The organism is Pseudomonas sp. QL9 (assembly GCF_041409665.1).
In the GTDB taxonomy this organism is placed as follows: Bacteria; Pseudomonadota; Gammaproteobacteria; order Pseudomonadales; family Pseudomonadaceae; genus Pseudomonas; species Pseudomonas knackmussii.
In genome coordinates, this window is sequence record NZ_CP166971.1 from 4,164,876 (window position 1) to 4,190,122 (window position 25,247).

18 protein-coding genes, 1 tRNA gene and 4 pseudogenes are annotated in these 25,247 nt (G+C 58.9%); 10 read left to right on the forward strand and 13 right to left on the reverse strand.

Annotated features, from left to right (window positions below):
* Nucleotides 1-38: 38 nt before the first annotated feature.
* The 3 genes from ACA097_RS19570 to ACA097_RS19580 are packed head-to-tail and all read right to left on the reverse strand — an operon-like array spanning nucleotide 39 to nucleotide 5,617.
* The gene (locus ACA097_RS19570; RefSeq protein ID WP_371365377.1) at nucleotides 39-3,176 is read right to left on the reverse strand and encodes an efflux RND transporter permease subunit; all 3,138 of its coding nucleotides are present in this window, start codon (nucleotides 3,174-3,176) and stop codon (nucleotides 39-41) included.
* A 21-nt stretch (nucleotides 3,177-3,197) separates the two neighbouring features.
* On the reverse strand, nucleotides 3,198-4,253 hold the full coding sequence (locus tag ACA097_RS19575; RefSeq protein WP_371365379.1) for a hypothetical protein: 1,056 nt from the start codon (nucleotides 4,251-4,253) through the stop codon (nucleotides 3,198-3,200).
* Nucleotides 4,250-5,617, reverse strand: coding sequence for a TolC family protein (locus tag ACA097_RS19580; protein WP_371365381.1), 1,368 nt, complete (start codon nucleotides 5,615-5,617; stop codon nucleotides 4,250-4,252). The genes ACA097_RS19575 and ACA097_RS19580 overlap by 4 nt, the downstream gene beginning before the upstream one ends.
* A 214-nt stretch (nucleotides 5,618-5,831) precedes the next feature.
* Between ACA097_RS19580 and ACA097_RS19585 the strand changes: the two genes are divergently transcribed.
* From ACA097_RS19585 to ACA097_RS19595, 3 genes are all read left to right on the forward strand, one after another.
* On the forward strand, nucleotides 5,832-6,494 hold the full coding sequence (locus ACA097_RS19585) for a response regulator (RefSeq protein ID WP_371365383.1): 663 nt from the start codon (nucleotides 5,832-5,834) through the stop codon (nucleotides 6,492-6,494).
* A complete protein-coding gene (locus ACA097_RS19590; RefSeq protein ID WP_371365386.1) occupies nucleotides 6,491-7,855 on the forward strand; it encodes an ATP-binding protein in 1,365 nt (454 codons plus the stop codon). The genes ACA097_RS19585 and ACA097_RS19590 overlap by 4 nt, the downstream gene beginning before the upstream one ends.
* Before the next feature lie 277 nt (nucleotides 7,856-8,132).
* Nucleotides 8,133-8,378: a type II toxin-antitoxin system CcdA family antitoxin gene (locus tag ACA097_RS19595; protein ID WP_371365388.1), complete on the forward strand. Its 246-nt coding sequence runs from the start codon at nucleotides 8,133-8,135 to the stop codon at nucleotides 8,376-8,378.
* A 152-nt stretch (nucleotides 8,379-8,530) separates the two neighbouring features.
* On the opposite strand, the gene ACA097_RS19600 is transcribed toward ACA097_RS19595, so the two are convergent.
* A complete protein-coding gene (locus ACA097_RS19600) occupies nucleotides 8,531-9,004 on the reverse strand; it encodes a hypothetical protein (protein WP_090265913.1) in 474 nt (157 codons plus the stop codon).
* Between the two features lie 68 nt (nucleotides 9,005-9,072).
* Nucleotides 9,073-9,636 carry a hypothetical protein gene (locus tag ACA097_RS19605; RefSeq protein ID WP_371365390.1) on the reverse strand — a complete coding sequence of 188 codons (564 nt, stop codon included), beginning with the start codon at nucleotides 9,634-9,636 and terminating at the stop codon, nucleotides 9,073-9,075.
* A 233-nt stretch (nucleotides 9,637-9,869) separates the two neighbouring features.
* Between ACA097_RS19605 and ACA097_RS19610 the strand changes: the two genes are divergently transcribed.
* Both ACA097_RS19610 and ACA097_RS19615 read left to right on the forward strand, forming a co-directional pair.
* Nucleotides 9,870-10,118 carry a helix-turn-helix domain-containing protein gene (locus ACA097_RS19610; protein WP_090265915.1) on the forward strand — a complete coding sequence of 83 codons (249 nt, stop codon included), beginning with the start codon at nucleotides 9,870-9,872 and terminating at the stop codon, nucleotides 10,116-10,118.
* An 885-nt stretch (nucleotides 10,119-11,003) separates the two neighbouring features.
* Nucleotides 11,004-11,297: pseudogene (locus tag ACA097_RS19615) on the forward strand (transposase); the annotation flags it as partial.
* A 267-nt stretch (nucleotides 11,298-11,564) separates the two neighbouring features.
* Here the strand turns inward: ACA097_RS19615 and ACA097_RS19620 are convergent.
* Nucleotides 11,565-12,008 carry a hypothetical protein gene (locus ACA097_RS19620; RefSeq protein ID WP_371365392.1) on the reverse strand — a complete coding sequence of 148 codons (444 nt, stop codon included), beginning with the start codon at nucleotides 12,006-12,008 and terminating at the stop codon, nucleotides 11,565-11,567.
* Between the two features lie 87 nt (nucleotides 12,009-12,095).
* Nucleotides 12,096-12,317: a hypothetical protein gene (locus ACA097_RS19625; RefSeq protein ID WP_371365394.1), complete on the reverse strand. Its 222-nt coding sequence runs from the start codon at nucleotides 12,315-12,317 to the stop codon at nucleotides 12,096-12,098.
* A gap of 292 nt (nucleotides 12,318-12,609) precedes the next feature.
* On the opposite strand from ACA097_RS19625, the gene ACA097_RS19630 reads away from it, so the two are divergent.
* From ACA097_RS19630 to ACA097_RS19640, 3 genes are all read left to right on the forward strand, one after another.
* Complete coding sequence (locus tag ACA097_RS19630) at nucleotides 12,610-14,889, forward strand: type I secretion system permease/ATPase (protein WP_371365396.1); 2,280 nt, start codon at nucleotides 12,610-12,612, stop codon at nucleotides 14,887-14,889.
* Entirely contained in the window at nucleotides 14,889-16,130 is a 1,242-nt protein-coding gene (locus tag ACA097_RS19635; RefSeq protein WP_371365399.1) for an HlyD family type I secretion periplasmic adaptor subunit, read from the forward strand. Before ACA097_RS19630 ends, ACA097_RS19635 begins: the two co-directional genes overlap by 1 nt.
* 1,104 nt (nucleotides 16,131-17,234) lie before the next feature.
* A complete protein-coding gene (locus ACA097_RS19640) occupies nucleotides 17,235-17,489 on the forward strand; it encodes a carbon storage regulator (RefSeq protein WP_371365401.1) in 255 nt (84 codons plus the stop codon).
* A gap of 782 nt (nucleotides 17,490-18,271) precedes the next feature.
* Here the strand turns inward: ACA097_RS19640 and ACA097_RS19645 are convergent.
* The 5 genes and pseudogenes from ACA097_RS19645 to aqpZ all read right to left on the reverse strand — a co-directional run bounded on the left by ACA097_RS19645 (nucleotide 18,272) and on the right by aqpZ (nucleotide 22,994).
* Nucleotides 18,272-19,252 (reverse strand): annotated as a pseudogene (locus ACA097_RS19645) (IS5 family transposase).
* Between the two features lie 1,152 nt (nucleotides 19,253-20,404).
* Nucleotides 20,405-20,680, reverse strand: coding sequence for a hypothetical protein (locus ACA097_RS19650; RefSeq protein WP_371365403.1), 276 nt, complete (start codon nucleotides 20,678-20,680; stop codon nucleotides 20,405-20,407).
* Between the two features lie 426 nt (nucleotides 20,681-21,106).
* The gene (locus ACA097_RS19655; RefSeq protein ID WP_371365405.1) at nucleotides 21,107-21,643 is read right to left on the reverse strand and encodes a hypothetical protein; all 537 of its coding nucleotides are present in this window, start codon (nucleotides 21,641-21,643) and stop codon (nucleotides 21,107-21,109) included.
* Between the two features lie 199 nt (nucleotides 21,644-21,842).
* Nucleotides 21,843-22,235 (reverse strand): TrfB-related DNA-binding protein, encoded by a 393-nt coding sequence (locus ACA097_RS19660; RefSeq protein ID WP_371365407.1) that lies wholly within the window; start codon nucleotides 22,233-22,235, stop codon nucleotides 21,843-21,845.
* A gap of 54 nt (nucleotides 22,236-22,289) precedes the next feature.
* Entirely contained in the window at nucleotides 22,290-22,994 is a 705-nt protein-coding gene (aqpZ, locus tag ACA097_RS19665) for an aquaporin Z (protein ID WP_371365409.1), read from the reverse strand.
* 186 nt (nucleotides 22,995-23,180) lie between these two features.
* Here aqpZ and ACA097_RS19670 point away from each other — a divergent pair.
* Together ACA097_RS19670 and ACA097_RS19675 are read left to right on the forward strand one after the other, a co-directional pair.
* Nucleotides 23,181-23,470 (forward strand): annotated as a pseudogene (locus ACA097_RS19670) (IS110 family transposase); the annotation flags it as partial.
* Nucleotides 23,471-23,572: 102 nt separating this feature from the next.
* Nucleotides 23,573-24,729: pseudogene (locus tag ACA097_RS19675) on the forward strand (IS3 family transposase).
* An 81-nt stretch (nucleotides 24,730-24,810) separates the two neighbouring features.
* Here the strand turns inward: ACA097_RS19675 and ACA097_RS19680 are convergent.
* Nucleotides 24,811-24,886: transfer RNA gene (locus ACA097_RS19680), tRNA-Thr, on the reverse strand.
* Between the last annotated feature and the right edge of the window lie 361 nt (nucleotides 24,887-25,247).

The following is a 25,247-nucleotide window of genomic DNA, read 5'->3' on the forward strand; positions in this document are numbered from 1 at the left end:
CGGCACGGGCAGGGCGGCTATCGTCGCAGCGATTCCGTTTACCGCGACTGAGTCCCTGTCGACGGATCGGCGTCCTGCTCTGAGAGTAGCTCCGTCGTCTTGGCGAACCGGCCGAAGTGCAACGCCAGGGTCGGCAGCACCAGCAGGTTGAGCGCCGTCGAGGTGATCAGGCCGCCGAGGATCACCAGCGCCATGGGGCCCTCGATCTCGTTGCCGGCGGCGCCACTGGCCAGCGCCAGGGGCAGCAGGCCGAGGGCTGTTACCACGGCAGTCATGAGGATCGGCAGCAACCGCTCGGCAGCACCGCGCCGCGCGGCCTCCGGCCCCCAGGGCATGCCTTCGGCGTCGACCAGGTGCTGGTAGTGCGAGACCAGCATGATGGAGTTGCGCAGGGTGATGCCGAACAGGGTGACGAACCCCACCAACGAGCCGAGCGACAGGTCGCCGCCGCTGGCCAGTACCGTGAGCACGCCGCCGACCAGGGCGAAGGGCAGGTTGATGAGCACCAGCAGCAACGCGCGGGTGTTCTTCAGCGCGAGGAACAGCAGGAGCACCACGCCCAGGGTGGCGAGCAGGCTGTACACGAGCAGGTCGTTTTCCGACTGACTGCGGGCCTGGTCTTCGCCGGCGAACAGCACGTAGACGCCGTCGGGCAGCTTGACCTGGCTGGCGATGCGCTGCCGCGCCTCGCTGACGAAGTCGCTCACCGCGCGGCCGCGCACGGCGGACGACACCGTCTGCATGCGCTGGCCGTCGCTGTGCATGATCTGGTAGCGGCTGCTGGTCTGGCCGATCTGCGCCAGTTGCCCCAGCGGCACCGTGATGCCGGCCGGGCTGCGCAACGGCAGGTCGGCGATTCGCGCCAGGTCCTGGCGCGCCACCGGGGCGAGGGACACGTTGACGTCGTAGGCCTGGTTGCCTTCGTACACCTGGGCGACGTTGACACCTTCATAGGCCGCCTGGATGGCCTCCAGCACGTCCAGCGGGGCGAAGCCGTAGCGCGTGAGTTGCTCCGGAATCAGCCGCAGGGTCAGCTGCGGGGCGTACTGCGCGGCCTCCACCCGCACGCCGATGGCGCCGGGGATGGCGCCGACCAGCATGGCGATTTCATTGGCCTTGTGTTCGATCACGTCGAGGTCGGGGCCGAAGACGTTGATCACTACCGGCGCGGTGACGCCGGAAATGCTCTCGTCGATGCGCTCGGCGAGGAAGGTGTTCACAGATGCGGTAATGCCGGGGAAGCTCGCCAGCATCTGCTGGATGCCGATCAGCGCCTGGCGTTGCTCGGTCGGTGAGCCAGGCTTGAGGTCCACTTCGAACTCGCTGATGTTCACCCCGGTGGGGTCGACCACCTCGCTGGCCCGCCCGGCGCGCTGGGCGACCAGGCGTACGCCGGGCACGGCGTCCAGCGCCTTGCTCAGTTGCTGGCCCACGCGCATGGATTCCTGCAGGGACGACCCCGGTGCCAGGGCCATGTGCACCAGGTAGTGCCCTTCGTTGAGCTGCGGGATGAAGTTGCCGTTCATGAACGGCAGGCTGGAGATGGCGCCGCCGCAGAGCAGGGCTACGGCGACGAGAATGGCCCGATGGTGCGACTCGATCCGCGCAAGCAGGGCCAGGTAGCGTGCCTTCATGCGGCTGAGCAGTGCTGGCTCGGATTCCCGCAGCGGGCGCCGGGTCAGCAGCAGGTAGGCGAGGGCCGGCGTCACCGTCAAGGCCACCAACAGGGAGGCCAGGATGGCCAGGATGTAGGCGATGCCTAGGGGCGCGAAGAGCTTGCCGGCGATGCCGCTCAGGCTCAGCACCGGGAGGAAGGCCACGGCCACGATCAGGGTCGCGTAGACCACCGCGCCGCGGACCTCCAGGGAGGCGCCGAGCACCACGCTGGCGGCCGAGCGCGGGGTGTCGAGCGCCTGGTTCTGGCGCAGGCGGCGGAAGATGTTCTCGACGTCGACCACGGCATCGTCCACCACTTCGCCCAAGGCGATAGCCAGGCCGCCGAGGGTCATGGTGTTCAGGCTGACGCCAAAGCGCTGCAGGAGGATCACCGCGGTCAGCAGCGACAGCGGGATGGCGGTGGCGGAGATGACCGCCGTGCGCGCGTCGAGCAGGAACAGGAAGAGCACCGCTATCACCAGCACGCCACCCAGCAGCAGGGCGTTGCGCAGGTGGCCCATGGCGCTTTCGATGAAACTGGCCGGGCGGAACACGTCAGCGTGCAGCTCGACCTGCTCCCGTTGCAGCTGCGGCTTCAGCGCCGCCAGGGCCTGCTCGACACCGTTGGACACACTCATCATGTCGACGCCGTACTGGCTCTCGATCATCAGCGACACCGCCGGCGCGCCATCCACCGCCGCCGCGCCCACCGCCGGTCCCGCGCCGATCTCGACGCTGGCGACATCGCCCAGGCGTAGCGGCTGGCCGTTCTGGTAGCGCAGCACCACCTGGGCCAGTTGCTCCGGACGCAGCGCCTGCCCCTCGCTGCTCAGCACGATGCGTTGGTTGGCACTCTCGATGAAGCCGCCGCCGCGCACGCCGGTCGCTCGCTGGGCGGCGCTCAGCACGTCCTGCAGGGACAGGCCGTATTGCACCAGGCGATCCGGAAGCACGTGGATCTGCAGCTGCCGTGCATCGCCGCCGAACACGATCACATCGGCCACCCCCGGGACGCGCAGCAGCTGCGGCCGCACCGTCCACTCGGCGAGGGTGTGCAGGTCCATCTGCGAGCGGTGCGCCGAGGTCAGGGCGGCGACCAGAGTGACGCTGGTAGACGAGGTCAGCGGCAGCAGCGCCGGTGCCCCGGCCTCGCGCGGCAGGTTGCCGGCGAGCGCGGCCAGGCGCTCGGCGGTGAGTTGCCGCGCCTGGTAGATATCTGTGCCGTCCTTGAAGGTGAGTGTCACCAGGGATAGCCCCTGCAGGGACTTCGAGCGCAGGCTGGCCACACCTAGGGTTCCGGCCATGGCGTTCTCCACGGGCTGGCTGACTAGCGCCTCCACCTGCTCTGAGGTGAGGCCGGGGGCTTCGGTCTGGATCACCGCCTGGGGCGGGGCGAACTCGGGGAACACGTCCTCGCGGGCTTGGGTCAGGCTGTAGAGGCCATAGCCGGCGAGCAGGCAGGCGAGGGCGATCACCACGCCGCGCAGGCGGATGGCGAAGCGAATGACGGAGTTCAGCATGGTTTATTCGCTACCGGCGGGTCAGTCGTCACATTCGGGGTCTTTGCAGGCGGAGGCGGCGATCTGCGGGCGCTGCTCTTCCGAGAGCAGTAGCTGCGCGCCACGCACGACCACCTGTTCGCCGGCCTTGAAGCCGTTGCCGACGAAGTAGCCCTCCGCCACGGAAACCGCGTCGCTCAGCGGCCGCCGCACGAAGCGCCCGGCCTCGACCTGCGCGTAGGCCCAGGGCATGCCGCCGAACCAGAGCACCGCGCTCTGCGGAATCAGCACCCCCTCGGTCGCCGGTTGCGCCGTCGGCAGGTGGGCCAGCAGGCGGGCGCCGAAGGGCAGGGACGCCGGGCTGCGGTACAGGTAGACGGTGCCGGCCAGGTTCGCATCGCCTTGGGGCGCGGCGGAGAGCAGTTCGGCCGTGGCGCGTTGCCGGGACTCGTCCTCGACGCTGATTCGGGGCGGCGGCGCATCCTTGTCCAGCGTCGGGATGGCGATGCGCAGCAGGCTGTCTTGGTGGTTCAGCAGGCGGCTCAGTTCGGCCGAGGGCTGTGCCGCGACCAGTTGCGCCAGGCGCTCGCCGAACTGCTGCGCGAGCCCAGCGCGCAGGGCTTGCAGGTTGGTTCGGGCGCTTTCCACCCGGGCCTGGTCGGCGGTGGCCGTCGCCTCCGCTGCCTGCAGGTTCTTCTGCGAAACGTTGCCGGCGTCGCGGGCCAGCGCGCGGCTGCGCTGCAACTCCTTGTTCGAAGCGCTGGCGGCGGCCTGGGCCGCCGCTACCTCGCCCTGGGCGGCGCGGTAGCGGTTGCTCAAGTCGGTGAGCGCCTGCAGGTCCGGCACGCTGCCGTAGGCGAGGCGTTCGTCCCGATGCTGGATCGGCGCCAGCGCGGCGGTTTGGATGCCGGTGCGGGCCAGGGTCGCGGGGTCGAGCGTGACCAGCGTGAGGCCGGCTTCGTTGGTCAGCCAGGTGGGCGTGACCGAGACCGGGGCCGGCGGCTGCGCAGGCTGGAAATAGATCCAGGCGGCCAGCGAGGCCGAGGCCACTGCGGCAGCCGTGATCAGCAGGGCCTCCAAGGTGGGGCGTCGTTTCATGGTTGGCGCTCTCCCAGGGTGATGGCGTCTGTGGTGTCGGTGCCCTGCAATGGTCGCTGCAGGGCGTTCTCCAGCTGCAGAAGGGCTTGCTGCACCTGAACCTGCGCATCCAGGTGCGCAAGGTTGTCGAGGCTGGCGGCCAGATCGGCCTGGCGCAGCGCCAGGCGATCCATTTCGCCGGCGGCGAAGGCGCGCTGGTTCGCCTCGTGCGCGGCGGCCTGGCTGTCCTGCAGGCGGTCGAGCAGGGCCAGTCGCTGCCGCGCCGCGTCGAAGTTGCGCAGGGTCGAGGCGCTGTCATTGATCGCCTGCTCCTGCAGCATCTCCACCTTGGCGGCGGCTTCCTTGCGATGGGCTTCGGCCTGGGCGATCGCGCCCTGGTTGTGGTTGAACAGCGGCAGGCTGATGACGCCGGGGGTGAGGCTGTATTTCTCGGCGCCCTGGTCGAATGAATAGCCGATACCGAGCGAGAGGTCGGGGTATTGTCGGGCCACTTCCAGTTGCAGGGCGGCCTGGCTTGCCTCGTACTCGTCCAGCGCCGCGAGCAGGTCGCCGCGATTGAGGATGGCCGCGCGCCGCGCGCTGCCGGGTGGAATTGTTGGCGGTGTGCGCTCGAAGGCGCTCAGATCGGGATCGACGGCTTGCAACGCGGAAAGCGGGACGCCGATGGCGGCGGCGGCCCGGCTAAGAGCGTCCTGGCCGGCCTGACGGGCGATGGCGAGGTCGCCTTCGGTTCGCTGCATGGCTATGCGTTGCTGGATGGCGTCTGCCGTGGCCATTTCGCCGAGCTGGACGCGCTGCTCGGACAATTGCAGCAGCTCCTGCTGCACGGCCGACTGACGCTGCAGGATGGCCTCGCGCTGGCGGCTGGCGAAGAGGTCGAGCAGGGCAGCCCGTAGCCGGCCGCGAATCTGCCAGGCGGTCTGCCCGATGGCCAGTTTCGCCGCGTCGGACAGCTGCTGCGCCTGGGCCACCCGGTAGCCGCGCTTGCCGGCAGTTTCGATGGGAATGTCCAGGGCCAGGCCGTACGTCCAGGGCTTGCTCGCCGCGGCGGTGTACTGCAGCGGCAGGGTCAAGGTCGGGTTTGGCCGCTCGCCGGCACTGTCGACGGCCGCCTGGCTGGCCGAGTAGTGGGCGCGCGCGGCATCCAGCTCGGCGCTGTAGTAGAAGGCGGCGAGGGTCAGCTTGTCGGGCGTCCAGGCGGCCAGGGGCGAGTCCGAGTGGGCCGCGACGTAGTGGAGCAGTTGCCGGTCGTTCAAGTCGCGCGTCTCGTAGACCGCAAGCATCTGCGCCGGTGCGATGGGCTCCGGTTGGTAGGTCGCGCAGCCGGCCAGTAAGGCCAGGCCGGTTAGTAGGGCTTTGTGCATGCTCGTGACGGTGGCTGAGGCTGTTGGGTGTTGCCCGGGACGGCGGAGGCCGTTCGACGGGGCATGCAGACGGTAGACAACGCTGACTTAAAACCATCTTAAAAATCGCCGTGCGAGCATGTGCCTACTGACCGCCGTCGCTGCCCGGCTGCGATACTTACCCGGTAGCCGGGTACACGCCGGTTCTGATGGATTGGGCCGTTCGGAGAGAGCTATGCGCCTGTTGCTGGCCGAAGACGATGCGATGATTGGCGAAGCCCTTCAGCAGGGGCTGCGCAAAGAGGGTTACAGCGTGGATTGGGTGCAGGACGGCAAGTCCGCCCTGCTGGCCCTGGAAACCACCGAATACGCCCTGCTCTTGCTCGACCTGGGCTTGCCGCGCAGCGATGGAATGGAAGTGCTGCGGCGCATCCGTCGCGGCGAAACGGCGCTGCCGGTAATCATCATCACGGCGCGCGACACCTTGCCCGACCGCGTGGCGGGGCTGGACTGCGGCGCCGACGACTACCTGGTGAAGCCGTTCGCCATGGAGGAGTTACTGGCGCGCATGCGGGCGGTCAGCCGGCGCCAGGTCGGGCGCGTGCAGGTCGAACTGAACGTCGGCCCATTGCGCATGGACCCGGCCGGCCATCTGCTATGGCTGCGAGGCGAGCCGGTTAGCGTATCGGCCAAGGAGTTCGCCTTGCTGCACGTGCTGATGCAGGGGCCCGAGCGCATCTTGTCCCGCGAGCAGCTGGAAGACCGCCTCTACGGCTGGGGCGAGGAAATCGGCAGCAATGCGGTGCAGGTGCATATCTTCAACCTGCGCAAGAAGCTCGGTGCGGACGTTATTCGCTCGGTGCGTGGCGTTGGCTATCACGTTGGAGAGGATCAATGAACTCGCTGCGCCGCCGCTTGCTCCTGTGGCTGTTGCCGGCGACCTTCGCCGCGGGCGCCCTGGCCAGTATCGGTACGTACTGGGGGGCGTTCCTCGAACTGGACGACCTGCTCAATGACCAGATGCGCTACATCGCCAGGCACGTGAGCCTGTCGGGAGAAGGGGTTTCTCTCAACGAGCGCGACAACCGGCTCAGCGCCGCCGATGAGGACAAGGCCGACGAGGTGCTGCTGCAGGTCTGGGACGGCAATGGGCAATTGCACTACAGCTCGGACCCGGCCCTGCAGCTGCCGGCGCCCTCGTCGGCGGGGCTCAGCGACTTGTCCTATGGCGAACAGACTTGGCATACCTTCGTCGAGAAGCGCGGAGACCGCCTGATTCGCGTGGCCCAGGCCCAGGATGCGCGCTGGGAGGCCCTGGCCGGGCTGGCGGTGCACCTGCTCTGGCCGGTGCTGTCGCTGCTGCCGCTGCTGGCGTTGTTCCTCTGGTTCGGCATCGGCTATGGGCTCAAGCCGCTGCACAGGATCGTCGCCGAGCTTGCGCAGCGTAACGCCAGCAGCATGGTGCCGATTCCGGACAGTGACCTGCCCATGGAAGTGCGGCCCCTGGTGACCGAGCTCAACTCCTTGCTCAAGCGGCTGGACCAGGCCTTCGTCCAGCAGAAGGATTTCATCGCCGATGCCGCCCATGAGCTGCGCACGCCGATCATGGCCCTGGGGTTGCAGGCCGACCTGGCCCAGCGTGCCGAAAGCGAAGGCGAGCGCAGCGCAACGCTCGTGCAGCTGCAGGCAGGGGTTGCTCGACTGGCGCACCTGTCGCAGCAGTTGCTCACGCTCGCCCGTCTCGAGCCGCAGGCGCAGGACGCGCCTTGGCAGCCGGTGTCGCTGCTGGGCCTGTGCAAAACCGTGATCGCCGATCAGATCCGCCAGGCGGAGGCGAAGGGCATCGACCTTGGCCTGGCAGGTCAGGACGACGTCGAGGTGCAGGGCGACCCGGAGGCCTTGCGCATCCTGCTCAACAACCTGGTCGACAACGCCATCCGCCACGCACCGGGAGGCACCATCGACCTGGCGGTGCGCCGCGATGGCGATGGGGCGATTCTCGAGGTCACCGACAACGGCCCGGGGATTCCGGATGAGGAACGCGCGCGGGTGGTGGAGCGCTTCTATCGCGGTGCCGGCGAGAAGGCTCCCCAGGGCAGTGGGCTAGGGCTGTCCATCGTGGCGAGGATCGCCGAGCGGCATGGCGCGAGGCTGGCGTTGGGGGCGGGGGCCGACGGTCATGGTTTGCAGGTGCGCGTGTACTTTCCTTTGAGCGCGAGTGATCGATTGGACGGCAGAGCCTGTATTTCGGAAGGATGAACCCGCCGCGCTCGACGGTTAGAGCGGGGACACGGGGGTCGTCTGCGAAAGGCTGCTATTGGCCGGTTGCTGCGTGTAGTGGAGGGTCAGATTCTGGCAGGAGGAAACCACTGACGCGGGTTCATGATCTAGCTACGAAGCCTTGTCAGCGTCGGCTCCGACCTCAGGCTGGCTTGTGCCCAGGAGGGTGTCTATTTAGAGGGCTGCGGGTGCTCTGCTTTGGCTACACACCGAGGTTTGCATAGACTGTGGGCATGATCACCTAGGAGGGAATGCAATGTTCTCCGTCTACGACCCTCATGCCTCCAAACGGACAGTCAACCTCAGCGTCAATGGCGACTTGCTTAACAAAGCTAGGGACTTGGATATCAACGTCTCTGAGGCACTGGAGCGGGCATTGATCGAAGCCCTGAAGGAAAGGCAGCGCGAAAGGTGGTTGGAAGAGAACCGCCAATCGATCAAAGCCTACAACGAGCATGTAGACGCTCGCGGGGTGTTCAGCGACGGCCTACGAAATTTCTGAGGCTTAAGCTCGTCGTTCCCAAGATAGAGACCGGTAGACCAGGGAGCGTCGTTATCCAACGCTTCCTGATCATCGGGGGAACTCAACACCAGCGACTCCACTCGCCAAAAAAGCAAAGGGGCCACGAGGGCCCCTTCAGCAGTTAGATTCGATTAGCGCAGAGCGCTCTGCTCGGCACTGGAGACCCGCTTGATCGGGAACTGATTCTGGCGTTTGCAGGACACAGCCTGGAGCGTATTGGCGTCGGCCATGTTGCCCTCGATAGGACCCATCATGAAGTCTTCTCGGCTACGCTGGATCAGCTGTTTCGGCTTGAGTACCACGTGACCGCCGATGTTCGAGCCAACCACGGTGTACTTTAGGTACTGCGGTTGGCCAGCGTAGATCAGATGGTTCTCAACGACACCATTCACGGCGCCCGGCAGATTGCCGTCCTGCAGAGTTATGGTTATCGACTGCTTGCTCATCTGCAGCTGCGGGCAGATGAAATCGCCTTTCCAAACGCCTGCCATGGGCTTCTGTCCCATATCGAGACCCAGCGGAGCGCCTGCGCAACCTGTTAGAAGCAGCGATGCGGCGCCGGTGATGAGAAGGCTCTTGAGTGCGTAAATTCTTTTCAGACTCACTTATTGCATCCTTGTTTTTGCAACCAATAACTGCCTGTGGTTGGATTTTTCTTAGTAAAAGCTCGGCTCTAGCTGTTCATCCAGTTATCGGGCGAATTTCGCTTTGGACTTGAAAATAGAGGCTCAACTTCTTGTGTGAAGTTGTCTATGCTTCCCTGCTGCCAGTTTTCGGGAGTGGAGATTTTGGCAAGGGCTTTTCCGCCTCGAAGCATAAAGAATACGGCGGTAATTATCCAAATCCAGAAAGATGCGGAGTCTTGGTTCCTATGTCCGACCAGAGCAGGCAAGAAAAAGTAAGTGGCGGCCCATGCAATTGAGGCGTTTAGGATGCTGCCGAGTAGAACGCCGAGGCCATCTTTCGCTTGAGACTTTGGTTTGTGAATCTCACCAGCCTCATTCTGTACGGAGATGATCATTATCGGATCTTTCTTCTTCGCCACTACAAACCAGACGCGATGCTCTTTTCCATTGCCCGCACCTTGGAAGTAGTTGTACATCTCTGAACTGAACATGACCTTTGAGGCAGATCTTCCGTTGATCTTCGCACTTGCTGTCACTGTATTTGTTTGAAATGGGGTCTGTGGTTTGCCAATGCCCGTTATGACGCAGTTGCTATAAAAGTATTTGGCCACGTTATCTTCCCTTTAGGTTTATTCGCCTACCAAGGCTGGGCTCATGCAGCTGGAAACGGCTGGTTTGAGTGGGTCCAAACGCCATTGGCAACATCGGCTTTCCCGTAAGCGCCGCAGGTAGAACGCCTGCATGGCGTGTGCTTGTGGCAAAGCGCTACCACGTAAAATATCCGAAAATCAGATATTTGAAAATCAGATATAGGTTGCTGGGCTGACCCTCAAAGGCCGGCCCTATGACGAAAGCGATTTACCGGGAGGAGTACGGCGTCTTCCTCGCTGTCCTGAAGCGACGCCGCCTAGAGGCGGGCCTTACGCAGGAGACTTGCTCGACTGCCTTGGGCCGACCTCAGTCTTTTATGAGCGATGTTGAGCGGGGTGTCCGTCGGCTGGACATCATCCAAATTCGGGATCTGTGCAAGGTAATGGGCTGCGATCTACCCGAGCTAATAGCCGAGTTTGAGTCCGAGCTGCGTAGGGGCTGAGATTACTCTGCGCCCCGGGTTGAGGTCGTCCTAGCGAGTTACGCAGTGCCTTGTCGCTCGAACACCGGCTGGGGCAAAGGACCATGGTTCGTCCTGGTTAAGACGAACCATGGTCACCGACAGCCATCGTCCCCAAACGGCCGGTTGCGACTGGCAACTCCAGCCAGGAGCGGACTCGCCAGCCATGAATTCTGTAGGGCCATCAAGGCGTCTATTTTTCTAGTATGCATTTTTATAGTTCATAGCGCAGGTCCTGAAGTACTAGCGAGAACGCCGGGGATAGTTGTCGTCGGCTGGGGAAATAGAAGTAGTCGGCACATAGGGGCACGCCAATCTTCCACGAGGCGGGGCAACCATCCTTCTTTCAAGTGTGACGCAAACTCTTCCTGGCAACCATGCGACTCCAGATATTTCTCACTTCACGCTCAAAGTCGCCTCGGAATGCATGATGCTATTCCTCATGGACCTCAAAGAATGACGCTGCGCTGATCAGGCGATAAGGACAGATTCAGTCTGACCCTGCCTGATTCAGACCGCGCTGCTTCATGCCATAGGGAAGTGGCTGGTACTCCCAAATGCGGGGACTTTCAAGCAGCTGCCGCGCACGTACAACCTGAATCGGATGCTTTCAAAGGCTGCATGGAATAACCTTGCGCCACGAATTAATCTTGAAACTGTGAATTGAACTATGAGTTTTGAATAACTTGCTATGGTCTGTCCCGGAGCCGGTGTAAAGGTGTCTAGAACTACTGCTCGTATTATGCCGCTTAAATGCGCCGCTTCTCTTCCGTCAGCACTTTGCTATGCGCAGGTGCGAATTGCATTCGACTTGACCAGTAGTTGCATCACACTTGACCACCCATGCCCGCATGCAGGGTGGTTCGGATCAGTCACTGGAACGATAAGTTGGCCTGCGGCGACTACAAGGCGAAATTCGAGCAAAGCATTAATGAAATTACCTGCACGGCCCACTCCCGACGCAAGTTCTTCGACCTGCACACAGCGGGTAAAAACCAATTAGCCGATATGGAACTGTGCTTGATCGCTGGTCTGTACAAAATTGAACGGCAAGCCCGCGACATAAGCAACGAAGATCGACGGCGAAAACGCCAGGAGCAGGCGGCACCAATTCTCGAAGCGCTGCCCACCTGGATGCTCGCCCAACGCCAGTCGTCGCCCTAAGGCTCCGCCATCGCCGGGGCGCTGGACGGTACTGCAAACGCGACTGCCGATGCAGCGGCCTAGTGAGATCGCCCATCTTCCGGCACATCAATGGATGCCTACCTGATTAACGCAAGGTGACTTGGCCCCCGCATACGGGGAGACGGCTTTTGAGCAAAGTCATTCGTAACAAACAGCCCTCTTGTGTTAGTTGCCCCCTCCAACTCTCTGGGCAAGCTCCGAATGAATAATTCACCGAAAGATAATAGCTATCTAGCCGGCGTCCTAGCACGCGCCGTCGAGCACCAAGAAGCTGCCGGGGTACAGGGCTGTGGGACCGCCTGACGCATCACCGCAGCCCAAGGCAAGGGCGAGTTCGTAGTCACGAAGAGGGGCCTGCAGTACTGCACGCAAAGGCAACTCGATGTCCTTCGCCCAGTAGAAGATTTCCAGGCGCTGCATGGAATTTACATCGGCAACAACAACGAACTCATTGATCGCTTCAAACCAAGCGAGTTCATTGAGAAGCTGTGCGTAAGAACCGAGATCAAATCCATCAAAGACCAGAAAGCGAAATCTCTTTCCTGCCTCTAAAAGTTCGGTCACTTCAGTCGCTGAACTACAAAGACTCAGCCGGTAATGACCCAGCGCATTAAGCCGAGTGGAGTAGCCGATCAAAGAGCAAGCATTTCGGCAGTAAACCATCACGCCCACATCTTCTTTAAACACAGTATGTCCCTCACGAAAAACTTGCAAACCTGTGAATCTCGAAGTTCGGCGAATATAGCATCTCTCAGCTCGTTACGTTCCCATGGCTCACACACCACATAGCTCATCCGCCCATGCCAGCTCCTCCACCACTAGCATTTCGCCAGGAGCGCGAATGACGAGCTTTACCGAGCTAGCTCGGACCTCGCCGATCTCGATTTCGATGCCTTGCGTCAGCAGAAGTCGCATTAAACGTTCCCCTGCATGACCGTTCAATATATTCAGCGTCAGCACATCACCAGCGCGCCCCTCACCCTCATGCACCTGCATGTCGATCTCCCAGTTATTCCCGACAAATACGGGCGATAGCCTCGCAACATTCCAAACGATGCGACATAGGACTTGTCTCATTAACCACATGTGACGTTCACGTTCGTGATTCGCCGCGACAGATTGCGACACCCTGCCTGGCCCGCGATGCATTTGAGACAACTCCTGTTCAAGGGGCGCTTCGCCACCAGCAGAATTTCTGCAAGTCAATCCGGACAGCCGACAAGGAGTTGTTCAACCGGACTCCAAGCCTGCCTTATCCGTCAAGGGAGGCCTCATACAGGAAACAGCCATGAAGACCGCAAGTGCACCATCTATTGCCACCGAAGCCTTCGCACTCGCCCGAGAACAGACAACCATCGACGACACGCTGCTTCAATGTGTGTCCTGGATCTGCAATCACTACAACTTGGGCAAGAGCGAGGAGGCCTTGGTCTCGGGACTGCCTCGCGCAGGCATCCTCACCCCGTCTCTCGCCATCGCAGCCTTGGATAATGCAGGTCTAGCAGGTGGCCTGATAAAGCGTAACGCACGCAGCCTACCCGGACAGGTCATGCCCATGATCCTTCTACGGCAAGGGCAGGGCGGCTGCATCCTTCTCCACCGTCGTGAAGAGACGGATGCCGAGGGTAAGCGCCAACTTCGCTACAGCGTGATCCTGCCGGAAGTCTCTGCAGAAGCCGTCGATCTCTCTCAGGAAGAAATCGAAGAGCAGTATGCCGGTTACGCAATTCTGGTGAAGCCTCGCGCCAAGGCTGACAATCGTGCTGGCGAAACCCTTCCCACACCCAAGGGGCACTGGTTGTTCAGCACCCTCTGGCGGTACCGACGCTACTATCGCAGCGCAGCTATAGCCGCTGTGTTGGCGAACGTTCTAGCCCTGTCTGGTATCTTCTTCACCATGAACGTCTACGACCGCGTGGTGCCCAACCAAGCATTCGTGACGCTCTGGTCGCTGGGTATCGGCGTTGTCGTAGCTATGATCTTTGAGGCGCTGATTCGTTACGTCCGCGCTCACTTGCTGGACGTTGCTGCCAAGAAAGCCGATCTGATTCTCGGCTCTATGCTATTCCGCCAGGCGCTATCGGTGCAGATGGAATATAAGCCGGCCTCATCTGGCAGCTTCGCCAACCAGCTGCGCGAATTCGAATCGGTACGGGATTTCGTCACCTCAGCTACACTGGCGACCATCTCCGATCTACCCTTCGTAATGCTGTTCATCGCAGTAATCTTCCTTATCGGCGGGCCGTTAGGCTGGATACCTCTGGCGGTGCTGCCGCTAATTTTAATCATATCTGTCTGCATTCAGTGGCCTCTCGCTCGCACCATGCAGGAGAACCTGCGCGAGTCCTCGCTCAAGCAAGGCGTACTGGTCGAGTCGATAGAAGGCTTGGAAACTCTCAAGGCCACCGGTGGCCAGGCGCATATGCAGCGCCGCTGGCAGCACTTCAGTGCCCTTCAAGCCAGCAGTTCGATGAAGTCGCGTCAACTGTCGAGCGCCGCAACCGGCACTGTGGCATTTCTACAACAGGTGCAGACCGTCGCTCTGGTGATAACCGGCGTCTACCTAATCGACGCGGGAGACCTGACCTTGGGCGCCCTAATCGGTAGCGTGATGCTCGCTGGACGCGCCACCGCTCCCCTGGGCCAAGTGATCGGCCTGGCTGTACGCTTCCAGCAGGCTAAAGCAGCACTGACCTCGCTAAACAAACTAATGGCCTTGCCGGTAGATCGCGATACCGAGCGCGACTATCTAGCCAACCCAACACTGAGCGGACAACTGACTTTGAAGGAGGTTGGCTTTGTCTATCCGGCACCGCCCACGCAACCCAATCCTCCGGTGCTCAGCAATATCAACCTGTCCATATCCCCCGGTGAGCGCGTAGCGATCCTGGGCCGAATCGGCAGCGGCAAGTCGAGCTTGCTGCGGGTCATGTCACGCCTCTACGCTCCGGTCGGAGGCCAGATGTTTAGCGACGGGCTTGATGTTAACCAGATCGATCCAGCTGACTGGCGTCGCATCGTCGGCTATGTGTCCCAAGACGCTCGCCTCTTCTATGGCACCTTGCGCGAGAACATTATGCTCGGGAAGCCCGACGCCAGCGCCGAAGAGCTCCTGCGAGTACTGCGCCTGACCGGCCTGGATCAGATCGCTGCAGCCCACCCACGAGGCATCAACCTGCCAATCGGCGAAATGGGTGATGGCGTTTCCGGCGGCCAGCGACAGCTGATATCGCTAGCCCGCACTCTATTGGCGCGCCCCAAACTTCTGCTGATGGATGAACCAACAAGCGCAATGGATAGCCAGACAGAAGCGCTCTTCCTCGAGCATTTGAAGCGCGCTACCGCAGATCAGACGCTGGTAGTGGTTACCCATCGTCCGGCACTACTAAGTTTGGTCGACCGGATCGTCGTGGTTGACGGCGGCAAAATCGTCGCCGACGGCCCTAAAGACGCCGTGCTGGCGGCACTATCAGGCTCCGGACAGGACTCAGTAGATAGAGCCAGGCAGGCGGTTATCGGGACGCTACAGAAGCAAGCAACGCAACGCCCATTGAAGGAGAACCAGTGATGTTTGGCTGGATGAGTAAACGCAAGTGTACCGAGCGAATTTCCGCTGTCGACGCCGCTTTTATGAATGACGTGCAGGAGTCCCTTCTCTCGCAAACTACGCCTGGCTCGCGTCTGGTGCTCTATATGATCCTGACGACTATTTGCGCCGGTCTAATATGGGCCCATTTCGCCCGCGTCGAGGAAATCACCCACGGCGAGGCAAAGATCATCTCAATGAGCCGGGAGCAGGTTATTCAGAGCCTGGAGGGCGGCATCCTCGAGGAAATGAATGTGCGCGAAGGGGACGTAGTGGACAGCGGCCAAGTGCTCCTTAGAATTGATCCGACTCGTGCCCAGGCCAGCTACAGAGAAACCCTCAGAAAGGTCATTGCCCTCAAGGCAACCATCTTCCGCTTGCGTGCCGAAGCCTTCGGTCTTCCTCTCGAGTTTGACGAGGAGGTTCGCCAGTTCCCCGCGGAGATCGAGCAAGAAACCAAGGCATTCCAAACGCGCAAGCGCGCACTGGATGAAAGTGTCGCAGCCCTACAACATAGCTATGCGCTGTCGACCAAGGAAATTGCATATTCCGAACCGCTGGCTGTCAAAGGCTTGCTCTCGGAAGTAGAGCTACTGCGAATGCGCCGTCAGGCCAACGATATCAAGTCGCAGATCGTTGAGCGCCAGAACAGATATAGGGCGGACGCAAACGCCGAACTCGTAAAGCTGGAGATGGAGCTGTCGCAAACCCAGGAAAATCTGGTTGGACGAGCCGATGTAATGAAGCGCACCACGATCACTGCACCGGTACGTGGGACCGTGAAGAATGTTCGGGTCAACACCATTGGCGGTGTAATTCAACCGGGCGAACACATTCTAGAAATCGTCCCCCTGGAAGACCAGCTGCTTGTAGAGACAAAAATTCGTCCCTCGGACGTAGCATTCCTGCGTCCTGATCTACCAGCCACGGTGAAGATCACTGCTTATGATTACGCAATTTATGGCGGCTTAGATGGTAAAGTGATGCATATCAGCCCAGACACTTTGAAAGACGAGCAGAAGGCGGCCGCTGGTCGTCCGGACGACACCTATTATCGGGTGCTGGTACTCACCGACAAGAATGCACTCACAGCCGGCGGCAAGGACCTGCCAATTATTCCAGGTATGATCGCCTCAGTGGATATTCGTACCGGCGAAAAGACCATCCTTGACTACCTTCTCAAGCCTGTCCTTAAAGCTCGCGAAGCCTTCCGCGAGCGCTAACAAGAAAGGCACGAGAACAAGCATATATCACGAACAGGTGCGTGCTCGCAGCTAGAGAAAGAGTACAAAAGATGCAGTACCTAATATCCGTGAGCGTTATCCGCCAAAAATGGTGCGCTGCCATATTCCTCGTCAGCAGCGCACTTCTGCTCTGTTCGCTGAGCCTCGAACTTCTCGTCGACAATCTGCTGGTTGGCCTGTCGTCTTGCGCATCTGCGCTAGCCAGCCTGGGAGAAGGCTTGCGCCACTCCATTTGCTTCAAGTATCGACCAGTCCCCTACTGGATTGGCGGCTTAGAACAGAGTTTGCCACCACACGAAAACTCCAGATGCTCTGTGATTCTGTTCTGGGTATCGGGCGCTTTCATGCTGACTGCCGGCCTTCGTCTTTTGTGGCTGGCAAATCCATGGGCGATCATTACGCTCATGGCCTGCTGAAAATGAAGACTGGCTTCGCCCACTGCTCCGGCAGTGATCACTGCTTGCTCTTGTAGCAACCTTGCTCAGATATCCGGGAATTTATTAATGAGCGGGAGCTCTCGTTAGCGCTTCGCCCCGATGCGTTGTTCTCACAGTTGGATCAGCCAAGTTAGGTTCAGAGAAGAGCGTGTCAATCGGATTGAACCGCTCCAGTGCTTTGATTGCATGCGGTAGATGTGTGACCAGCCGAATTACGCGGCGTTACGCTGCGTCAGATTCGGCTTCCCTTAGGTATTCCTGCGGCGCCAGCGAAATTGAGGCGACATGACAGTGGATAAAATGCTTAAGGATTGATGCTTATCTCGATTGACGCGTTGAGCTGGCTCACGGATGGGATGCGGGATAGATAGAGGGTGCTCGCATCTTTGAGACGATTCTTGTATTTCGCCGGGTCATTTTAGCGTTCAATAGCGCCACCTTACACGTTGTGTCGAGTTTGGGGAGGCTCTGCCGGGGTGGCCAGGATCGGCTGTTGTAAGGAGGCATCCTCCCACCTATTCGTCTGCCTCGGTACCTTAACTGATGCGAGGAGGCTTTTATCGTCCTCATGCGCCGCAGATACACGCCGACCGCCCGGCTTGATTGCTGAAAGCCATTTTGTGCGTTGATCAAAGGAGTGCTCATCATGCTCAGCTTGACCAGAAACGTTGGTCAGTCCATTCGGGTTGGTGATGATATCCAGGTGAAGATTCTGAGGGTGAAAGGGAGATCAGTCGTGCTCGGCATCCAGGCGGGCGACGACGTTGCAGTGCACCACCTGGAGATTTGTCGTAGCCAAAAGGACTTGGCGCCAGATGCGCCGACCGAACCAGTAGGAAAGCCCTCTCTTCGCTCATTGCTGGCGAAGTTTCTCCGCCGCCGAAAAAACAGGCCGCAATAGGCGCGTTTATGGGGGCTAAGTTGCGCTTGCTATCGATCCCTTCAGGTATACTCAAATACCTGGTTATACGGAGTCGCTTCAATTTCTTCGCCCTCACCTATCAAGGACGTTCAGCTCGATTGCAGCCCATCTGTATCCTGTTAATGGTTATGGACAGCTATACAACCCCGTCAATTCGACACTGGGTAGTCGCGAGATGCAGCGTGATCGCCGGGAGCAAATTCTGCGTGAGCAGTAGTGTTACCTAGAAGAACTGCAGCCACTTCCCGGCAAAGCCCCTGCTGAAAACGTCCAGCCGGCGGTACCGGCTAAGCTCTGCTTCACCATTCGCATTATTGCTCTAGGGAATGATGTGCTCCCTATGGAGGCGGTGCGCAATCGACTTCTTCAGCCGTACCTGAAGGAAGTCCGCCAGGGCTTGGCAAGCACCATTTGCCAGGAACGGCGAAGGCGAAGCCACCGACAGTCCGGTGACCAAGCAATACCGGGTGCACGGGTAGCAATGTTGATGCGCAGTATCGCCTCATCCGCGCCCAGAAGAGATTGAGGGATAGGCTGGACGGCGTAGCGTGGCTTTCTTCTGATCAGCTATATGAAATCCTCGGTGAAAAAGCCTATATCGTATATAGGTGCTAAGTATGGTCTGAAATAGCCCCATATTTCTGACTAGCCTCAGTGTCCGCTAATTTTTGAAAGCGGCCAAACGATCCGAGATATTCAGATCAACCGCTTTTTCCCATGTTTTTGCCATCGCGAGCACCGCGCGGCGGCCATTTCCCTTATTACAGGCGCACCTCGCCTGCGCTGGCCAGCAAATGCCGGCGTGCCATCCACAGGTTCGACAGGGCGAACAACGTGATCATTTGCGCCGTATTCTTGGCCAGTCCACGAAAGCGCACCTTGGTATAGCCGAACTGCCGCTTGATCACCCGAAACGTGTGCTAAACCTTGGCCCGTACCTGCGCCTTGGCCTTCTCGATCCTGCGGATCGCCTTGTACAAGACACTGCGCTTGCCATGCTTCTTGTAGGTGCTGCGCCGAGCCGCGATCTGCCAGATGACTTGACGGCCTTCATGTTCCGGGCGCTTCTCGACCCCGGTATAGCCGGCGTCGGCGCACACTACGTTTTCCTCGCCGTGCAGCAGCTTGTCGATCTGAGTGATGTCTGCAACATTTGCCGCAGTAACCACCACGCTATGGACCAGGCCGGAATCCGCGTCGGCACCAATGTGTGCTTACGCGCCAAAGTAGTATTGGTTGCCCTTCTTGGTCTGGTGCATTTCCGGGTCACGCTTGCCGTCGTTGTTCTTGGTCGAACTGGGCGCATGGATCAACGTCGCATCGACGATAGTGCTTTGGCGCAGCGACAGACCGCGGTCACCCAGGTAGCCATTGATCACCGCCAGAATCCCAGCCGCCAGCTCGTGTTTCTCCAGCAGACGCCGGAAGTTGAGGAGGGTGGTTTCGTCGGGGATGCGCTCCAGACCCAGGCCGGCGAACTGGTGCAAAAAGGTCGTCTCATAGAGCGCTTACTCCATGGCCGGATCGCTGTAGCCGAACCCGTTCTGCATCAGATGCATGCGCAACATCGCCATCAGCGGGTACGCCGGACGGCCCCCTTCACCCTTGGGGTAGTGTGGCTCGATCAGGGCGATCAAACCCTGCCACGGCACCACCTGATCCATCTCGATCAGGAGCAACTCCTTGCGGGTCTGCTTGCGCTTGCCGGCGTACTCGGCGTCGACAAAGGTCATCTGTTTCATCGGATAACTCGGGCAACGGGATCGACGTATTTCAACAAATTCAGGAAGTCTTCTTCAGAGTTTTCCTAAAAGGCGTAGAGTGCTGCACTTGGAAGCGTGGCGAAGAAGCTAAAAACTTGTGTGGATCAATAAGTTTTCCGAACAAAATTAAACCAGCGAGCTAGGGTTTGTGTTGTCTGGCGGGCTGCTAGTGCTTCCACTTCTGCTCATGATCGACCCGACTGGCTAAGCCGCGAGCGGCGCACTCGCGCAGGCGGTACCAGGCGACTGCCTCGCTGCAGGTGTTAACTCCTACTTTAGGGGTGGACTCCCCTGATTATCAATTTCAACGGCGCTTCGAGCGATATCAATAGCTTCGTTTCCGTTTATGTGCGGGAATTGTAAAAGCTCATTTAGTGCAAGTTTGAATCTGAGAGTGCGATCTTCCATATTTGTCTGATGCCAGAAATTCATACGACTATCTCGTCATGTGGGTATGATTGAAGACAATCGTACTTGACTCGGGCTTCACTGAAGATAAGAATTGTCTTGTACTTACACTGTACGGGCTACCCTTGCGAGGCTGGAAGTGGGGGCTATGGCAATGGACGGTATGCCTGTGGGACTGATCAAGAAAAAACAGGCAGGGCATTTGAGATAGCTTTCATGTTGGCTACTTTCTTGACATGAGCACAAGGAACGGTATCACGCCGGGTTTTAATGAAATTTTTATGCAAAAATTAAAGATCTAAATATCTTTAGAGTCATTCCCTTGCGCCTCTCGCAGGGCTTTGGGGGTGGCAGATTCGCTCTTGTGGGATTGTACCGAGCGTTTGGCTCCGCCGCCCATGGCCTGAGCAGGCTGCAAGCTTCCTCGCAACTTTGGTACTGGTTATGGTGGGTTTGCTTATTTTTAGTAATCACTGATTTGGCGTGGCGTGTCGACTAAGCTCTGTGAGTTTGCCAGCCTACTGCCGCTACCTTAGAAATCAACCAACAGAGCACTTGGTATGAGTCCAGCGACTAGGTAGTGCTTGCTGAACATGATTCACTCCTCACCGATATGGATTTTTACAGCGTCGTAGAGTTTGGAGATGTTTTGGATTGCTCGATAACCAAACATTGTGGCGGACATGATCGGCTGTATTGGCGGCAGTGCTCGGTCCATAGCTTTTAGGAAGCCGATGATTTGGTTTGAATGAGCCTGGACAATCTCGACTGCCCTACAGTCGTAATGGTCGGCGGCTCTATAAACTGCGGTCGGAATGATGCAGGATGCATGTGGGAGATTTTCAGTATTGCCAATCCCAGCCTTGTGAGTAGGTCTGCTGCCTCAATGCTCACCGCCTCTTCTAGCTCCTTGAGACTGATCTTTCCAGTGGTGTAGTTACCTACCGAGGCTAAAGCCTCGTCAAGATCTGCAATTGTGATAGCTGAAGTTTTTTTCATGGCGCTCCTTAATTTGTGCGCGATATTGAGTAGTGCAATCTACCGTAGATACTTTCTCAGATAAAATCATTGAGAATCCTCTTGAAGATACTGAGTGGCATTCAGAGGCGGTATTGAGTTCCGTTGCGATGATGTTGCATCACATGACGAGTCGGCGTACCGGCTACACCTAGTCTACTGCTTCGCGTTTGAATAATTCGGGAAAGTGTCGCCTGGCTCGGGAAATGGACACTCTTGGAAGTGGACACAATCCACCTTTAGTAAGTTTCCACTCAGCCCGTGACAGACCATCTGCCAACTCTCGCATGGATCTGTACGTGCGAAATCACAGCATACAGATTTTTCCTTGGGTGCGTGACGCGAATTGTTCCTCAGTGGCTCTGCCAACTTCAGCATAATAAGGGATGACGGGCTACACCTCCTTCATCAAAATATCTGTCGCGACGATGGTGATGGCGATACGCTAAAAAGTTCACCCTTGCCGGTTCTCGCACTTTGCGTGAAGCGCAGACCATTCATTTCGAATCGGCCGCCTTCGGTGGGTAGCGTAAGCAGCCCGAGCAAAAGATCACTTCTGTCCTGCTTAGCCACCGCTGCGGCTAGTCCCGCAGCACCGGCGATCGAAACGGCTTCAGCCGAACGCTCGCTTCTGTCATGAATCCCACTCACGACTAGACTGACCACCTTCTCCGAATGACTTGAGGTGACGATTAACAAGTAGGCGTACCGCCCCATAGGCGCGGAATAGATACAATAATCGCTGAATTTATTCAATGCACGGAACTTTCGAATCTGATACCCTGCTTTTATCTCTGTCAGAATTATATCCAGGCGAGCGCGGTACTCACTAATGGTAAATCCAAGATCAACAATTCGGTCGATTCTTGATTTTTTTAGATATTGATCTGCCTTGCATGGAAGTATTGCAAGAACAAAAGCTAAGGCGCCGATTAAGAGCTTCATCTATTTTTCTATTTAAGGTGCACAGTCTTTGGGTGGGCTGCTTGGCGGAGGATTAAATATTCTTTTGTCAAAGCAACTATGCGCGAGTATTCTGATAGGTCGAATTGAGTATTTCTAGCCAAGAGAAGATTCCTGCAGTATAGCTTCGCATCCTATTAAACTGCGCTGCGCTATATATTCAGCCTGGATGATCTTCGGGCTATAAGGGCTCTGCCGGTGAGCGATGCGTCTGGCTTTGATACTCCCGGACTAGATAATCCAACTGCTCACGAAGGAGGTCTTTGGGGGCATCGTGCCTCAACTCGCCAATGATCATTGGTCTCATAGTCTTCGGCAGCTGATTAGGCGCATCTTGAAACGAAATTACGCCCCCGTCACAAATGGCTTCTCTGTTCGACTCCAATATCCTTAGTACGCGGCGTACTGCCTGCCAGACATTCTGAGGAGTTGTTTGGTGAGCTCTGGCTACCTTCGTCTTACTTTCACCCTCGATGATGACCATGTAGGTCATCCTGATCGTTCGGTCGGAGAGTTTGTTCAGATTAGGCTGCAATGCGTTCCATTGTTCGCGTGTGTACTGCGGCGACTTCATATAGGTAACCTTGCTACTAGGCGAGAGATTCGGGCGCAAACTGCGCCCGAGTGTTTACGACATCTGCTTGGATGATAATGCGGGCAAGTTGCAGATCGAGCGGAATGCCAGGCCGCCGAATATGCCGCCGACGATAGGTGCGAGCCAGAAAACCCATATCTGCTTCAAGAACAGCGAATCGGCAAACAGAGCGACACCAAGGCTGCGGGCTGGATTCACTGAAGTATTGTCGATCGGAATGCTGATCAAGTGGATAAGGGTCAGACAAAGACCGATGGCTAGTGGAGCAAAGCCTGGTGTCGACAACTTCTCGGTGGCCCCCATGATGACAAACAAGAAAACTGCACTGAGAAGCACTTCGGTAATTACCACCGCCTCCAGGCTGTAGCCGTTGGGCGAGCCCTGCTCTCCGAAGCCATTAGCAGCGAAGCCAGCCAGGGCATCGAATCCGGGCTTGCCGCCGGCGATTAGCAGCAGCGTGGCGCCGGCGAGCACAGCCCCTGTCACTTGAGCGCAGATGTAGGGCAGCAATTGACGTGCCTCGAAACGCCCGCCGGCCCAGAGGCCGAGGCTCACGGCCGGGTTTAAGTGACAGCCTGAAATTGGGCCAATTGCGTAGGCCATGGTCACTATGGACAGCCCGAAAGCCAAGGACACGCCAAGCGGGCCGACACCCTGGGCGGCGAATATGGCGCTGCCGCAGCCTGCGAAGACCAGCCAGAAAGTGCCGATCGACTCGGCCGTCAGTTTGCGAAACATGCTTGCTCCTATTGGTTATGAGTATGCTGCCCTCAATCAGGCAGCGCGCATGCTAGGAAGGGCCTGACGCCGAGGACATGGGACTCGTCCCAAAGTAGAGGCATATAGAGCGAGCTCAGCAGAAGCTGAGGTGGTATATCGTCTTGGCTCGGGTTCTGCCCCGTTAGCAAAGACACTTTCGAGTAAGCTCACACTGAACTACGCGAATCGCTGCGCGTGATGGCCCGTATGCAGCTCTTCGGTACGTTGGTGCACGGCGTCTGAATCTCTCCGACTATCGGAGTATCATTTCGGCGCACCGGATTACCTTGAAGTCCTTGGGGCGCCGCTATCTGGAGTTGGACGATGAGATCGCCGATCTCGACGAAATGTTCGCGGCCCAGATCGATGGGCTTGCCCTCGACCTCCTTTCGCGTAACTGCATTGGCTGGGAGTCTGCGTCACAGCTGCTACTGACTGCCGGCGACAACAGCAATTGACTCCGATTCGAAGCCAGCTTCGCTGCCTTGTCTGGTGGTCTGTCCCGGGCTGAGTGGACACTGACTTAAGGTGGATAATGCCCACCGCAAGGAGTGTTCATGACCCAGACCAGACGACGTTTTCCCGAATCCTTCAAACGCGAGGCGGTAGACCAGGTACTTGCCGGTACGCCGCTTCGTCATGTCGCCGAGTCGCTGGGCATCGCTGAAAGCCTGTTGGGCAAATGGAAGCGCCAGTACGAGCAGCAAGGTGACGGTGCCTTTCCGGGCAATGGCAAGCAGCGGGGCGAGAGCGCGGAGCTGCGTCGCTTACGCCAGCAACTGGCTCAGGTCACCATGGAGCGCGATGTTTTAAAAAAGGCGCTCGCCATCTTCTCGCAGCTCACGAAGTGAAGTTCCGCGCCATCGAGGCGTTGGCCGGTCGCTATCCCGTAGCGCCGATGCGCCGGCTGCTGCGGGTATCCCGCAGCGGCTTCTATGCCTGGCAGCAGCGGCCACCTTCGGCGAGAGTGATGGCGAATCGGCGTCTGAGCAAGGAGATCCGCACCATCCACCATGAGGTGAGTGGGATCTATGGCCATCGCCGAATCAAGGCCGAGTTGGCGGCCATGGGGCATGCCTGTGGTCGACACCGGGTTGCTCGACTGATGCGCGAAGCCGGATTGCGAGTTCGCTCGCGCAAGCGCTGGCGGCTGGTTTCCAGCAGTCGTCACGCTCTGCCGATTGCCCCAAATCATCTGGATCGCCAGTTCGCCTCGGATCGCGCCAACCGGCATTGGGTCTCGGACATGACCTACGTGCGGACGGCCCAGGGCTGGTTGTACTTGGCCGTCGTGCTCGATCTCTATTCACGCGCCGTCGTCGGTTGGGCGATGCACCACCGCATCCAGCAGGCCCTGGTACACGCCGCACTGGAGATGGCCGTGGCACGCCGACAGCCGCAGGAAGAGGTACTGCTGCACTCGGATCGCGGCAGCCAATACTGCGCGTACGACTACCAAGCCTTGCTACGGCGGCATCGCATCGTGCCCAGCCACTCGCGGCGGGGAAACTGTTGGGACAATGCGGCGATGGAGAGCTTCTTCCGTTCGCTGAAAGCCGAACGGGTATACCTGACGCGCTATGCCAGCTACCAAGAGGCGAAAGCCGACCTGTTCGACTACATCCGCTTCTACAATCACCGCCGTCGCCACTCGACGCTGGGCTATCTCAGTCCGATGGAGTTTGAGCGGCGAAATACGAGCAGTAGCTCTTAACTACCTGTCCACCAGTTCCGGGACAGACCAGTGGCAGTGTCTATGACGTATTGACGCCGCGCTTACTCGGCTTGGCCAAAATGGTGCCGGCACCAGGAGTCGAACCCGGGACCTACTGATTACAAGTCAGTTGCTCTACCTGCTGAGCTATACCGGCAAAAAGAGTGAGACATGCTGGCAGGCGTGCCCCACTAAAGTGCGTGGGTGTCCGTTAAGTGGACTGCTCTATTAAAACCGCTGAATGGCGCGAATTGCGATGGGATTCGTCTGGAAATGGCTTTCTTGTTCTCCAGAGCCTTGCCTCTGGTCTACCGCCAGGCCGACATCTGATCGCCAGTAGTCCTGACTATAGTATTGAACTCGGGCCTGGCGGTAGCTGCCGATCTGAGACAGTGAATGTTCAACATTGTTGTCTGGAGGGTTCGGCAGAAGAGTTGGAAGCCTTGGCTTTCCAAACGTTCAAAGAGTCCTGGCTGTGGCCTGTGGTGGAGACTTTGCGCACTGGTGTGCCATCGGAG

Coding starts and splice junctions, on each gene's coding strand:
- ACA097_RS19570 (WP_371365377.1), bottom strand. CDS start 3,176: ATGCTGAACTCCGTCATTCGCTTCGCCATCCGCCTGCGCGGCGTGGTG.
- ACA097_RS19575 (WP_371365379.1), bottom strand. CDS start 4,253: ATGAAACGACGCCCCACCTTGGAGGCCCTGCTGATCACGGCTGCCGCA.
- ACA097_RS19580 (WP_371365381.1), bottom strand. CDS start 5,617: ATGCACAAAGCCCTACTAACCGGCCTGGCCTTACTGGCCGGCTGCGCG.
- ACA097_RS19585 (WP_371365383.1), top strand. CDS start 5,832: ATGCGCCTGTTGCTGGCCGAAGACGATGCGATGATTGGCGAAGCCCTT.
- ACA097_RS19590 (WP_371365386.1), top strand. CDS start 6,491: ATGAACTCGCTGCGCCGCCGCTTGCTCCTGTGGCTGTTGCCGGCGACC.
- ACA097_RS19595 (WP_371365388.1), top strand. CDS start 8,133: ATGTTCTCCGTCTACGACCCTCATGCCTCCAAACGGACAGTCAACCTC.
- ACA097_RS19610 (WP_090265915.1), top strand. CDS start 9,870: ATGACGAAAGCGATTTACCGGGAGGAGTACGGCGTCTTCCTCGCTGTC.
- ACA097_RS19625 (WP_371365394.1), bottom strand. CDS start 12,317: ATGCAGGTGCATGAGGGTGAGGGGCGCGCTGGTGATGTGCTGACGCTG.
- ACA097_RS19630 (WP_371365396.1), top strand. CDS start 12,610: ATGAAGACCGCAAGTGCACCATCTATTGCCACCGAAGCCTTCGCACTC.
- ACA097_RS19635 (WP_371365399.1), top strand. CDS start 14,889: ATGTTTGGCTGGATGAGTAAACGCAAGTGTACCGAGCGAATTTCCGCT.
- ACA097_RS19640 (WP_371365401.1), top strand. CDS start 17,235: ATGCTCAGCTTGACCAGAAACGTTGGTCAGTCCATTCGGGTTGGTGAT.
- ACA097_RS19650 (WP_371365403.1), bottom strand. CDS start 20,680: ATGAAAAAAACTTCAGCTATCACAATTGCAGATCTTGACGAGGCTTTA.
- ACA097_RS19655 (WP_371365405.1), bottom strand. CDS start 21,643: ATGAAGCTCTTAATCGGCGCCTTAGCTTTTGTTCTTGCAATACTTCCA.
- ACA097_RS19660 (WP_371365407.1), bottom strand. CDS start 22,235: ATGAAGTCGCCGCAGTACACACGCGAACAATGGAACGCATTGCAGCCT.
- aqpZ (WP_371365409.1), bottom strand. CDS start 22,994: ATGTTTCGCAAACTGACGGCCGAGTCGATCGGCACTTTCTGGCTGGTC.